The 13369-nt window shown below is 59.2% G+C and carries 3 protein-coding genes, 3 tRNA genes and 3 pseudogenes; 4 read left to right on the forward strand and 5 right to left on the reverse strand.

The annotated features are described in order from the left end of the window. Positions 1 to 65: 65 nt before the first annotated feature. Positions 66 to 1164 (reverse strand): annotated as a pseudogene (gene mltA, locus AAHB66_RS18750) (murein transglycosylase A). Between the two features lie 207 nt (positions 1165 to 1371). Between mltA and AAHB66_RS18755 the strand changes: the two are divergent. From AAHB66_RS18755 to AAHB66_RS18765, 3 genes are all read left to right on the forward strand, one after another. Then, positions 1372 to 1448: transfer RNA gene (locus tag AAHB66_RS18755), tRNA-Met, on the forward strand. A 44-nt stretch (positions 1449 to 1492) separates the two neighbouring features. Continuing rightward, a tRNA-Met gene (locus AAHB66_RS18760) sits at positions 1493 to 1569 on the forward strand. Between the two features lie 43 nt (positions 1570 to 1612). Continuing rightward, positions 1613 to 1689: transfer RNA gene (locus tag AAHB66_RS18765), tRNA-Met, on the forward strand. An 88-nt stretch (positions 1690 to 1777) separates the two neighbouring features. On the opposite strand, the gene amiC is transcribed toward AAHB66_RS18765, so the two are convergent. Next, positions 1778 to 3031 carry an N-acetylmuramoyl-L-alanine amidase AmiC gene (amiC, locus tag AAHB66_RS18770; RefSeq protein WP_337017186.1) on the reverse strand — a complete coding sequence of 418 codons (1254 nt, stop codon included), beginning with the start codon at positions 3029 to 3031 and terminating at the stop codon, positions 1778 to 1780. A gap of 229 nt (positions 3032 to 3260) precedes the next feature. On the opposite strand from amiC, the gene argA reads away from it, so the two are divergent. Continuing rightward, positions 3261 to 4592, forward strand: a complete 1332-nt coding sequence (gene argA, locus AAHB66_RS18775; protein WP_347114046.1) for an amino-acid N-acetyltransferase — start codon at positions 3261 to 3263, stop codon at positions 4590 to 4592. Between the two features lie 466 nt (positions 4593 to 5058). Here the strand turns inward: argA and recD are convergent. From recD to ptrA, 3 genes and pseudogenes are all read right to left on the reverse strand, one after another. After that, positions 5059 to 6881 (reverse strand): annotated as a pseudogene (gene recD / locus AAHB66_RS18780) (exodeoxyribonuclease V subunit alpha). Beyond that, positions 6878 to 10424: pseudogene (gene recB, locus AAHB66_RS18785) on the reverse strand (exodeoxyribonuclease V subunit beta). Before recB ends, recD begins: the two co-directional pseudogenes overlap by 4 nt. Next, positions 10421 to 13303, reverse strand: coding sequence for a pitrilysin (ptrA, locus tag AAHB66_RS18790; protein ID WP_347114047.1), 2883 nt, complete (start codon positions 13301 to 13303; stop codon positions 10421 to 10423). The pseudogene recB and the gene ptrA overlap by 4 nt, the downstream one beginning before the upstream one ends. Positions 13304 to 13369 lie beyond the last annotated feature (66 nt).

Raw genomic sequence — 13369 nt, forward strand, 5'->3', positions numbered from 1 at the left:
CTCAGATGTAAAAAGGGTGAGAGTTGCCCCTCACCCCGGAAAACATGCTGACAATATTACCACACTCAGCCGCTAAACACGTTGCCCGCGCCTGCTGCGGTTTTCAGCACCCACACGCGTCCGTAGTGGTTATACCAGCCTGCGCGGTGACCGGCATCGGGGCCAATCCCCTGATAGATGTCGAAGTGCTGGCCTTTGATGGCCCCGCCCACGTCCAGCGCCACCATCAGACGCAGTTCATACTGACCGGAGAATTTCCCGTTGTGATCCAGCGTCGGCACTTCTGCCAGCAGGGTGGTACCCGGTGGGATCACCGTCTTGTCAGAGGCCACAGATGCGCGGCCAATCAGCGGTACCGCGCTCGCACCTTTCACCGGGGCAAAGTTTTGCGGCTTAAAGAAGACAAATGACGGGTTCTGCTCCAGCAGCTCGCGCACTTCATATTCGCTGTGCTTCTCGCCCCACTCGCGGATCGCCTGCATCGACATATCTTCGCGTTTCACTTCCCCACGATCGATCAGCACCTTACCGATACTGCGGTAAGCGTGGCCGTTTTTACCGGAATAGCTGAAGAAGTTAAGCGGGCTGCCGTCGCCAAAGTCGATATAACCGCTGCCCTGCACGTCCATGATGAAGTTATCCATCAGCGAGTTGCTGTAGGCCAGGATATAGCTGTCGCTCAGCGCACCGGAGTAGATCTCGGCGCGGGATGGCAGGCGGCCACGTTTTGGCGGCATGCGGTAAATAGGGTATTTGAACTCACCCTGTGCGGTATGGCGCGCCTGCACCACCGGGGTGTAGTAGCCGGTAAACTGGACGTTACCGTAGTTATCGGTGCCTTCCATCTGCCAGGCGTCAATGCCGAACTGGCGCATGGTGCGGGTATCCCCCCCCGGCGCGTAACCAGTCCTGCACGGCGTTATACACGCTGTTCTGCGAGCCATACAGCCGCGGCGACGCGGTGCGGATCTGGCTCACCTGCTCTGCGAAGTCGCCACCATTAATGGGCGCGCCCACGGCGTCAGGTTGATTTACTAAAGAGAAAGGCTGGGTCAGTTTCCCGTCTTTATATTGCTGACCGCGATCGGTCGGTTTGGAGGAACAGGCAGCCAGAATAGCTACCATCGCGCCCGTCATCAGATACTTCGCCCAACGTCCTTTCATTATATCTCGTCTTTAAGTTGCCCGATTCTGCGCAATGAAGATAACAAACCGGCAAGTGTATTGAAATGCGATTACCTCCCCTCACGCAAATTTTGCGCAAAAAACAGCCGAACTGTCGGAGGAGCGTACAATCAACACCTAATTTGGTGATTTTTACGAAAAAGGGTTGCAACAAAAAGTCATCCGAGTATAGTGCGCTTCCACGGACGCGGGGTGGAGCAGCCTGGTAGCTCGTCGGGCTCATAACCCGAAGGTCGTCGGTTCAAATCCGGCCCCCGCAACCAATTAAAATTTGATGAAGTATCTTCTACGACTGTAGAAAGACGGACGCGGGGTGGAGCAGCCTGGTAGCTCGTCGGGCTCATAACCCGAAGGTCGTCGGTTCAAATCCGGCCCCCGCAACCAATCAAATTTAAAGAAGTAAGATTCTACGAAGTAGAATGACGGACGCGGGGTGGAGCAGCCTGGTAGCTCGTCGGGCTCATAACCCGAAGGTCGTCGGTTCAAATCCGGCCCCCGCAACCAACACTTCTGAAAACAATAAACACCCTTTCGGGTGTTTTTTTGTATCTGCAGTTTGTCATTTTGCCGGGCGTAAACCCGGCCATCCTGATTAACCGCGTCTCGCCAGCGTCGCCCCATCCGAGAAATAGGCTTTAATCCCCGCCAGTATCGACTCCGCCACTTCCTGCTGGAAGGCGGCCGTCTTAAGCTTGCGCTCCTCTTCCACGTTACTGATAAACGCGGTCTCCACCAGGATCGACGGGATATCCGGCGCTTTTAATACCGCAAACCCGGCCTGCTCGACGCTGTTTTTATGCAGCTTGTTTACCCTACCCAGTCTACCCAGTACGGCTTTACCAAACTTCAGGCTGTCGGTGATGGTCAGCGACTGCACCATATCAAACAGCGTGTGGTCAACGTAACGATCGCCGCTCTTGCTGACGCCGCCGATCAGGTCAGAGGCGTTTTGCGAATCTGCCAGCAGTTTTGCCGCCGTACTGGTTGCCCCTTTGGTGGAAAGGGCAAACACCGACGACCCGCTGGGCTGACGGCTGGTAAAGGCATCCGCATGGATAGAGATGAACAGATCCGCGCGCTGCTTTTGCGCTTTCGCCACGCGCACCTTCAGCGGAATAAAGACGTCTTCGTTACGCGTCATATAGGCGCGCATATTGCCTTCTCTGTCGATCAGCGCCTTCAGGCGACGGGCGATCTGCAGCACCACGTCTTTTTCCCGCGTGCGGTATTTGCCCACTGCGCCGGAGTCTTCCCCGCCGTGACCCGGATCGAGCATGATCACAATCGGGCGATCGCGCCCGGCTTTGCCCGGCTGCGGACCACTCTGCGCAGGCGGAACCTGCTTTTCGAGATCGCCTTTGTTGTAATCTTCCAGCAACGCCAGCAAAGGATCCTGAATGTCCGTCGCGTTGGCGGGATAGAGATCCATCACCAGACGCTCTTTAAAACCAGCTACCGGTGCCAGGGCAAACAGCTGCGGCTTCACGTTCTGCTTAAGTTCAAACACCATGCGCACGGTTTTCGGATCAAACTGCCCGACGCGCGCGGACTTGATAAAAGGATCGTCGCCACGGATCTGGGCGCTCATCCCTTTAAGGACTGAATTGAGGTTCACCCCTTCGATATCCACCACCACCCGCTCCGGATTACTCAGGGCGAATTGCTTATAGTTCAGCACCCGGTTGGACTCGACCGTCACGCGTGTATAGGTCGACGCTGGCCAGACACGTACCGCCACCACCTGACTGACGGCGGCAAGCCCTACCTGACTTACGCTAAGCAACCACATTGCCCCGGCCCCTTGTAACAGGCGGCGGCGACTTAATGCTTTACTGGATCCCGACATGCTTCTCCCGAGCAAAGATATCGAATAACTTCTCATAACGTCCAAATTGACCGAAAACTTTAGCGAATGATGCATAACCTGTCATCCTTAAAAGGGTAAACAATCATGCGTTAATGATTACTTCACTAAATGTTTTCTTTGCTTCGGCGAAAAGTTTGGCTTGCGCGCGGGTGCATATTCGAATAAAAATACAAAAATTACGAATAAACATTCAATGAGGGGTTGTGCCGTGGTGAAGGAACGTAGAATCGAACTGGTCCAGGGATTCCGCCATTCTGTTCCCTATATCAACACCCACCGGGGGAAGACGTTCGTCATTATGCTCGGCGGCGAAGCCATTGAGCACGAGAACTTCTCCAGCATTGTCAATGACATCGGCCTGCTGCACAGCCTGGGTATTCGCCTTGTTGTCGTTTATGGTGCCCGTCCGCAGATTGAAGCCAATCTGGCCGCGCATCATCACGAGCCGATTTACCACAAACATACCCGCGTCACCGACGCCAAAACGCTGGAGCTGGTAAAGCAGGCCGCCGGTCTGCTGCAGCTCGACATTACCGCGCGTCTGTCGATGAGCCTCAACAATACCCCGCTGCAGGGGGCGCACATCAACGTGGTGAGCGGCAATTTTATTATCGCTCAGCCGCTTGGGGTGGATGACGGGGTGGATTATTGCCACAGCGGACGTATTCGTCGTATTGATGAAGAGGCAATCCACCGCCAGCTCGACGGCGGCGCGATTGTGCTGACCGGCCCGGTTGCCGTCTCGGTGACCGGCGAAAGCTTTAACCTCACCTCAGAAGAGATTGCCACCCAGCTGGCAATCAAGCTGAAAGCCGAAAAAATGATCGGCTTCTGCTCCTCGCAGGGGGTCACTAACGAGCTGGGGAATATCGTCTCTGAGCTGTTCCCGAACGAAGCCCAGGCGCGGGTCGAAGCGCTTGAGGAACAGGGCGATTACTACTCTGGCACCGTGCGTTTCCTGCGCGGCGCCATCAAAGCCTGCCGCAGCGGCGTGCGCCGCAGCCACCTGATCAGCTATCAGGAAGACGGTGCCCTGTTGCAGGAGCTCTTCTCCCGCGACGGTATCGGGACGCAGATCGTCATGGAGAGCGCCGAGCAGATCCGCCGCGCCACCATCAACGACATCGGCGGCATTCTGGAGCTGATTCGCCCGCTGGAGCAGCAGGGGATCCTGGTGCGTCGCTCCCGCGAACAGCTGGAGATGGAGATCGACAAGTTCACCATTATTCAGCGCGACAACCTCACCATCGCCTGCGCGGCGCTCTATCCCTTCCCGGAAGAGAAGATTGGGGAGATGGCCTGCGTGGCGGTGCACCCTGACTACCGCAGCTCATCACGCGGCGAAGTGTTGCTGGAGCGGATCGCTCTTCAGGCGCGGCAGCTGGGGCTGAGTAAGCTATTTGTACTCACTACCCGCAGCATTCACTGGTTCCAGGAGCGCGGCTTCACGCCGGTGGACATTGATTCCCTGCCGGAAACCAAGAAAGAGATGTATAACTATCAGCGTCGCTCGAAGGTGCTGATGGCGGATCTGGGTTAATCTCTTTTCCAGCAAAGTTTGATAAATCCGCAATAATTTTCTTGCGCTTAAAGCGATGGAATAATTTCAGAATAATAAAACACTTACAGCGGCTCCCTGGTCCGGCTGAAAATCGCCGAAGCGTTTCCGGAAGGCCGGGGCGAGGCGCAGGGACGCGCCGAGAGGGCATAGCCTGCACGGATGCAGGCTGGTGCCCGACCCGAAAGCCTGAAGGAATAAGCTGAGGGCACCGCGAAGCGGCGATTTTCTTTGCCGGGAGCCGGGATTGTGAAGGGGGCGGCGGCGAGCCCCCCTTCACACGTTCACGGGTGACGCGGCCGACAGAGAAAAGCAGAACGTAAGGTGAACGGAACAACCACCTGAGCCGCATGTTCCCCCCTCACCCTAACCCTCTCCCTCAAGGGAGAGGGAATCGTCCGTGCGAAGATTATTTGAGGGGTTCCCTCAGAAGTGTGAGAGAAAATAATTACAAAGCTTCAAAAATCGCACTCAGCCCGCTGCGTCGCTCCGTACGGGTGGTAACGGCCTGCACCAGCACACCGTCATCCGCATACAGCGATAACCGCCGACGGGCACGCGTAATGGCCGTATAGACCAGCTCGCGGGTCACTACCGGGGACATCTGGGTAGGCAAAATCAGCGCCGCATGATCGAACTCAGAGCCCTGAGATTTATGCACCGTCATCGCCCACGCGGTTTCATGCTCCGGCAGGCGGCTCGGCTGTACGGACTTCAGGCTGCCGTCCGGCATCTGGAACCAGACGCGCAGCCCCTGCCCCCGATCCAGCGCAATCCCGATATCACCATTAAACAGACCCAGCGCACTGTCGTTGCGCGAAATCATCACCGGGCGGCCTTCATACCAGCGCGAATGCGGCTGACGGCTGATGCGGCGTTTTTGCACCAGCACCTGCTCCAGCCTTTCGTTGAGCCCGGCCACACCAAAGGGACCGTCCCGTAAGGCGCACAGCAGCTGGTAGCGGCTAAATGCCGCCAGAATCTCCCCTTCGGAGGCCTGACGTTGCACATGATCGAGAAAATGGTGATATCCCTGCAGGGCATCCTCCAGCATCACCAGATACTCTTCCCCACTCTGGAGCTGCTTTTTCTCGATATCGCTGAACGTACCGTCAAATACCGAGCGCAGAGCGTGGCGGTCGCCACGGTTAACCGCGGCCGCCAGCTGCCCGATGCCGGAGTCGCTGCCGAAACGGTAGCTTTTTTTGCAGCAGGCACAGGCTGTCGCGCAGCGCGCCCGCCACCGGGCTGACGTTGCCTTCCATCTGGCATCCGGTCATGCCCGCAAGCTCCTGAGCACGCTGCACGGTAAAACCGGCGCTGGCCCAGGTGCAGATATCGCCCAGCACGGCCCCGGCTTCAACGGACGCCAGCTGATCGCGATCGCCGAGGAAGATCACCCTGGCATGGGGCGGCAGGGCATCAATCAGACGAGACATCATGGTCAGGTCGATCATCGAGGCTTCATCCACCACCAGCACATCCAGATGCAGCGGGTTACCGGCATGGTAGCGCAGACGCTGGCTGCCCGGCTGGGCGCCGAGCAAACGGTGCAGGGTACTGGCTTCGGTCGGGAAGCGCTTGCGCTGGATGTCGGTCAACGGAAGCTGTTGCAGCGCGCCACCCAGCGACTCGGTGAGACGCGCCGCGGCCTTACCGGTCGGGGCCGCCAGACGGATACGGCACTTCTCCTCCCCCCGCCATCTGGATCAGCGCCGCCAGCAGGCGGGCAACGGTGGTGGTTTTACCGGTGCCCGGGCCGCCGGAAATCACCGAGATACGCCGCGTTAACGCCACAGCCGCCGCCACCTTTTGCCAGTTGACGGCTTCGTCAGAGGTGAACAGCGCGTTCAGGGTACGCTGAACGTCGGCACTGTCATGGGGCAACGGCTGGTTGGCTTCGCTAAAGAAACTGGCCACGGCCCGCTCGTAGCGCCACATCCGGTTGAGGTAGAGGCGGTCTCCCACCAGCACCAGCGGCGTTGGTTCGTCCCCTGCGCTCACTGCGCGCGAACGCATCAGCGTGGCGGACCAGTCCAGGGTTTCATCATGCAGAGCAAAACAGGCCTGCAGCGCGGCGCTTTTCGCCTCTGCCTGTAGGCGCGACAGCGGCAGACAGACATGCCCCTCTCCGGCGTCCCGGCTTAAGATCGCCGTCGCCAGCATCACCGAGGGTTCATCGTTCCCCGCCACCATCATCGCAAACTGTACATCCAGACGACGCAATACGCGCTGTTCTACGGCCTCCAGCAATAATTCCTGCATCGTCATGACACAAGCTCCTCTCGGCTTGCAGAAAACAAGCTATCCATTTGATTTATTAAAATTTCTTCCGGGCGGGTGGCGAAGCAACCGGACCCCGGAGAGCTCCCGTCCACCCCGCGTAAAAACAGGTAGATCACCCCACCGAAATGCCGCTGATAGTCGTAGTCGGCAATACGGTGGCGCAGATAACGGTGCAGCGCCAGGGTGTAGAGCTGGTACTGCAGATCGTAGCGGTGGGACTGCATCGCGCGGGCCATCGCCTCCGGGGTATAGGCTTCGCCGTTCTCCCCAAGCCAGTTGGACTTATAGTCGAGCAGGTAGTAGCGGCCATTATGGCGGAAGACCAGGTCGATAAAACCTTTTAGCATGCCGCGCACCTGGCGGAAATCGAGCGGCGGGCAGCCACGCGACAGCGGATCGTGCTCGCGGATCAGCGCATCCAGCGCATCGGCGGTCAGCGGCCCGGCGACCGGGAGGTAAAACTCCATCTCCACCTGTTTATCGGATGCTGAAAGCTGGCTCAGGGAGATCCCCTCCTCGTTGAGCGGCGTCTGCAGGATCTGCGTAAGCCAGTGGGTCAGCACCGGCTGCCAGCGGGCGTCGTACCCGCCTTTCTGCAGCATCTCCAGCACCCACTCCGGGGAGACGGGTTGGGTAAAATCGAGCGCTTCAAACAGGCTATGTAAAAAGGTGCCAGGCGAAGCGCCGCGCGGGAACTGGTGTGGCGTCAGCTCCGGCTCCTGTGCCACCTCGCCGGTGCCTGCGGCATCAACGTCGAGGCGCGGCATCAGATCCTGGGCGATACTGTGTCCGTGCTGCTGTAGCCCGGAGTAGCTGGTAACCCGCCAGTCATCGAACAGCGCGCGTGCCACCTGCCGGGCCTGCAGATCCGGCATCGTCGACTCCGGCATGTTCCAGCGGGCGGTGTCGGCGATCCCGGCAACCTGCAGCGCAATATGATCGTTGCACAGGGTCTCCAGGCACTGGCGCAGCCCGGCCGAATCTTTCGGCTCGCCACGTTGGATTAAGCGTCCAAGGGCGCTGAGGTGGAAGTCGCTGTCGCCGGACTTGTCGCCCCGACGCCGGAATAGCGGCGCGACGCCCAGGCTGCAGTGCCAGACCGAGCGGGTCAGGGCCACATACAGCAGACGTAAATCTTCCGCCAGCCGCTCGGCTTCGGCCAGCTCGACGCTGTCCTCGGCCTTGCTGAGGTCGAGCACCGCTTCAAAGGTTTTACGATCGTGGTAAAAGGCCTGATCCTGCACCCGGTAGTTGGCAATAAAGGGCAGCCAGACTAGCGGGTATTCCAGTCCTTTCGATTTGTGTATGGTGACGATTTTGACCAGATGCTTGTCGCTTTCGAGGCGCATCTGCTGGCTTGAGGCATTGCTGTTGGGTTCAGCGATGTGCTGCGCCAGCCAGCGCACCAGGGCGTGCTCGCTCTCAAGCTGGGTTCCCGCCTCCTGGAGCAGCTCGCTGATGTGCAAAATATCGGTCAGACGGCGTTCGCCGCCCGCGGTGGCCAGCATGTTTTCGGCAATATTGCGCTGCGCCATGACGTCGCGCAGCATCGCCATCACGCCCCGCTTCTGCCAGCGCTCGCGGTAGTGGGTAAACTCCTCCACCGCCTCATCCCACAGGGTTTCGCTGTTATTCAGCCTGTCGATGTCGCGGGCGTTCAATCCAAGCATCGAGCTTGCCAGCGCGCTGCGCAGGAGGCTTTCACGCTCGGGTGCCAGCACCGCCTGCAGCAGCCACAGCATCTCCTGGGCTTCGAGGGTTTCAAACACGCTGTCGCGGTTGGAGAGATAGACCGAGGGAATGGTGAGTAGCGTCAGCGCGTCGCGGATCAGCGCCGCTTCCTGCCGGCTGCGCACCAGCACCGTAATGTCCGAGGCCCTCACCGGCCGGGCCTCGTCGCCCCGGTGCAGGATGGCTTCACCCCGCACTCCGGCGCTCAGCCAGTCGCGGATTTGCGCCGCGCAGTGCTGGGCCATAAAGGCCTGATAATCCCCGACGCCGCAGCCTTCGCCGTCCATCAGCCAGACGTTCATCGCTGGCTGGAAATCACCCCGCAGCTCAAAGCGCAGCCCGGCGTTTCTCGGGGCGGACTTGACCGGCTGGAAGGGGATTTCACGGAACATGAAAGCGTCGTTCATCTGTGAAAAGAGGGTATTGACGCTTTCAACCATGCCGGGCGCCGAGCGCCAGTTGGTATCCAGCGTATAGTGCGCGGCGACTTCGCCACGCGCTTTCATATAGGTGAAGATATCCGCCCCGCGGAACGCGTAGATCGCCTGTTTCGGGTCACCAATCAGCAGCAGTGCGGTGTCAGGCTGCTGGCGCCAGATCCGGCGGAAAATGCGGTACTGCTGGGGGTCGGTGTCCTGGAATTCATCGATCATCGCCACCGGGAAGCGGCCCCGGATGGCCGCAGCCAGCGCGTCGCCATTGTCGCTGTTGAGGGCCTCATCGAGACGGCTGAGCATATCGTCAAAACCCAGCTCGCCGCGACGGCGCTTTTCGCGCGCCACCGCCTCGCGGATCTCGGCCAGCGCCCGGGTGATCATCAGATCGTTCAGGGTCAGCGGCTCGGCCAGCAGGGTATCGATGGCAACAAACAGAGGATGCTGCGGCACCTCGCCGCCCGCTTTGGTCCGCTCCGCCAGGAACGTCTGGGAGAACTTTTCCAGCGCGTCGGGCAGCTGATAGCTGTGCTTCTCTTCCTGGGCCCAGGCCGTGATGCGTTCGATGTATTTTGCCTGGTTGCCGCGGTTGAACTTGCGCCGGTCGATACCGGAACCTTCGATCACCGCGTCGATTTCCGCCACGCTGCTGGACCACTGCTGTTTCATGGTGGCGATTAAGCCGACGATCTTCTCATGGCGGGAGGCCAGGGTTTCGTCCGCAGGCGGGGGAGATTTGATTACCGGGGCTTCACCCTGCAGGTAACGGTCGATGGAGCGGAGTAACTCTTCCGGCCCTTTCCATAACCCGTGTACCGCTTCAGCAATGTCGCGCGGCAAAGGGTAGCAGTGACGACGCCAGAAGTCGGCGCACGCCTGGTAGCGCAACAGGGATTCATCTTCGATGAGTTGCTGCTCAAAGAGCATGCCGGACTCAAAGGCATTCAGGCTGAGCATCCGCTGACAGAAGCCGTGGATGGTGAACACCGAGGCCTCATCCATCTGGCGTTCCGCCAGCAGCAGCCACTGCGCCGCCTGCTGTGGGTCGTCGATCTCGTCGAGCAGGCTGGCATACAGCGGGTTGTCCGTGCTCTGCCTCAGGCAGGCGATCCGCAGCTCGTGAATGTTGACGCGGATACGGCCGCGCAGCTCTTCCGTTGCAGCTTCGGTGAAGGTCACCACCAGCAGCTCTTCCACGCTGAGCGGGCGGCTGAAGGCTGCGCTGCCGCCCAGTCCGAGCAGCAGGCGCAGATAGAGTGCCGCGATAGTGAAGGTTTTTCCGGTTCCCGCTGAGGCCTCTATCAGTCGCTCCCCCCTGTAACGGTAAACGTAGGGGATCAAGGGACTCGGCGGTATCGGTCATTCGTTCTTACTCCTGGGCAAAGATTGCTGCAATGCGCTCACGCTTTTCCAGACCGTCCAGTCTGCAGGCGGGGTGACGTCAGCTTTTTTACTCTGACTCCCCGAAACCTGGGACAGGATCGCCATCCCCTGCGGGGCAACCACCGCCTGGTGGAAGAAGTCGGCGACTTTCTGCGGCGTGAGCTGTTTTATCTCGGCCACTACTTTATCATGCGAATCGAAGCGCATATTACCCCGATCAAAATCTTTGCTGATCTTTGAGGCCTCTTCGGCCAGGGTTTGCGGCGGCTGCGTGATCTGGGCGATCACCGCCTGCTGGATCTGGGCAAACTCTTCTGGCTTCATGGCGCGCAGCTTCGCTTCCGCCTGCGGGAAGAAAGCCTGGAAACGCTGCCAGAGGTAATCCGGCTGTTTATCACTGCTTTGCAGCAGGAAGCCCATCCCCCACTGGCGACCGACGTTCATTGAGAAGGCAAACACGGCATAGCCCAGCTGCTCTTCGGTACGTAACTGGCTGTAAAACCAGGGCTGCACGATCTGTCCGAGCATGGCGCTGTAGGCCGAGCTGGCATATTCGTCATAGCCGGTCGGAACAAACACCGCCGCCAGCGCGGAGTCGGTGCTGCTGCCCGGTTTCTCGAAAATCACGTTCTGCTGTTTATCCACCAGCACGTCCTGGTTACGGCACCATTCGGTACCCTTCGCCCCCAGCTGGGTGCGGACGTCCTGCGCCAGGGTTTTCGCCTGAACTTCGCTCATATTGCCGACCACCAGAAACTCCGGTCTGGCGTTGGTTTTCAGCGCTGCACGGTAGGCCATCACCTCGTCGAGGGTGATGGACGGCAGCAGATCCCGGCGCTCTTCACGCTGGAAATAAGGCACCTGGGACAGCATCTGCACCGGCATAATCGCCTGATCGAAGGCTTTGCCCTTTTCAGCGGAGTCCATCATCTGGGCATACCAGGATTTGGCCTGCGCCAGCTGCTCCTCGGTGGCGGTGTAGCTGAAATAGCCCTCCAGCAACGCCTTAAACAGCTGCGGCAGGCGCTGGGTATAGCCGTTGGCGTTGAGCATCAGGCCATTGTTGGCGTTGGTTGAGAAACCGATCCCGCCCACGGCGGCCTGGTTGCTGAGCTGATCCAGCGCGATCCCGGCGAGATAATCATTCAGAGCAAACATCACCTGGTTTTTGGCGCTGTCCATCGCCGCAGGGTTACGCAGCACCATACTGACGTTGGCTTTCGGCTCGCTGGCAAAATAGCGGCTCGGGGTGTAGACCACGCGCAGGTCAGGTTCATCCACAATCAGCTGCGGTTTCGGGTACTCTTTAGTCGGTTTGATCAGCGTAAAGTCGTCCGGGATGTAGGGGTTCACCTCCGGCAGCTTGAGCGCGATTGCGGCGGATTTCTTCTGCCAGTCGGCAAAAGTTTGCTCGCTGATTTTGTCCACCTGATACTCAGCATTTACAAAGTAGGCGGTTTTGTTATGCGGCTCGTCCGGGCTGATGTACCAGATACGGGCGTTCTGCGGCGTCATCATGGCCAGGCGGGCTTTGACGGCGTCAGCATCGTACTTATCGGCGATATTAACCGCATCCAGGGTATGCTCAACCGGCACACGGATCATGGTGTCGGCCAGCCACTCGACGTAGTCCATATCGCGGGTAATGGAGGGATAACGGAAGTCGAGATCCAGCACGTGCGCCAGCTCGTCGAAGTAGCGTTTATCGACGCCTTTGTCACGCAGCAGCGAGAGGTAGCTGAAAATCGCGGCAACCACCTCATCACGATGGGCCAGCCCTTTATCGGTCAGGGTCGCGGAGATAGCCAGCACACCGCTGTTGCCGTTGACGATCGGATCGGAGTCGGCACGGATGCCCTCCACCAGGCCCTGGTTTTGCAGCCAGTCGGACAGGGTGTCCGGGCTACGGTTGCCAATCAGGTAGTTAACCAGCTCGTCGGTTTTGCTGCGAAACTGCGCGGTGTTGTTATCAATGCGGAATTCCACGCGCAGCACCTTACGCGGCATCGCGGGAACATAGTGAATGATTAACCCTTTCTGCGCATCGGTGACAACCGGCACGGTGACTTCCGGGCGGGTAATGTCTTTATTCGGCACCCGGCCGTAAGTTTCGGCGGCGAGTTTCGCCAGCTCCGGCAGCGGTTTGTTGCTGTACACTACCGCTTTCATCAGGTTGGCGGAGTAGTATTTGTCGCGGAACGCGTGCAGCGCATCGAGCACCGGGCTGTCCGGCTTGTCGCTCAGCGTTTCAAGGTTACCGCCGGAGAAGCGGGAGCCAGGGTGCGCGGGGTTGATGGTTTCGGCGCTAACCTGCGCCATGCGCATACCGTCCCGGGTGCGGGCCAGCGTCAGCTCGGCATTAACGGCGTTACGCTCGCGATCGGCATATTTTTTATCCAGCAGCGGGGAGGCAATGGCGTCCGCAAGGCGATCGACCGCCCCTTCCAGCGCATCGTTTTCGACTTCCAGATAAAAGGCCGTGCGGTACGGCGCGGTGCTGGCGTTATGGCTACCACCGTGCATTTTTAAAAATTCGGCGAGGCTGTCAGGCTGCGGGTACTTCGTTGAGCCCATCAGGGTCATATGTTCAAGATAGTGCGCAAGCCCCGGGTGGGATTCAGGATCCTCCAGCGAGCCCACCGGCACCACCAGCGCCGACAGTGACTTTACGGCCTGCGGATCGGAAACCAGCAGCACGACCATCCCGTTATCAAGGCGGATCGCCTGATAGTCGCGGGTATCTTTATCGCTTTTGCGGATCGTTTCCTGAACGGGTTGCCAACCGGTATTTGCCTGACTGAGGGGGGCCCAAAGAGCGACGAACAAAACTAACGATTTCAACAAGGTGCTGCCTGGCATTCACTACCTCTTCATCACGGACATCATCATTAACACGCTTCGTGCCGGACAGGCCAGCATCTCTTT

The sequence above is a fragment of the Leclercia sp. S52 genome, assembly GCF_039727615.1.
Classification (GTDB): domain Bacteria; phylum Pseudomonadota; class Gammaproteobacteria; order Enterobacterales; family Enterobacteriaceae; genus Enterobacter; species Enterobacter adecarboxylatus_B.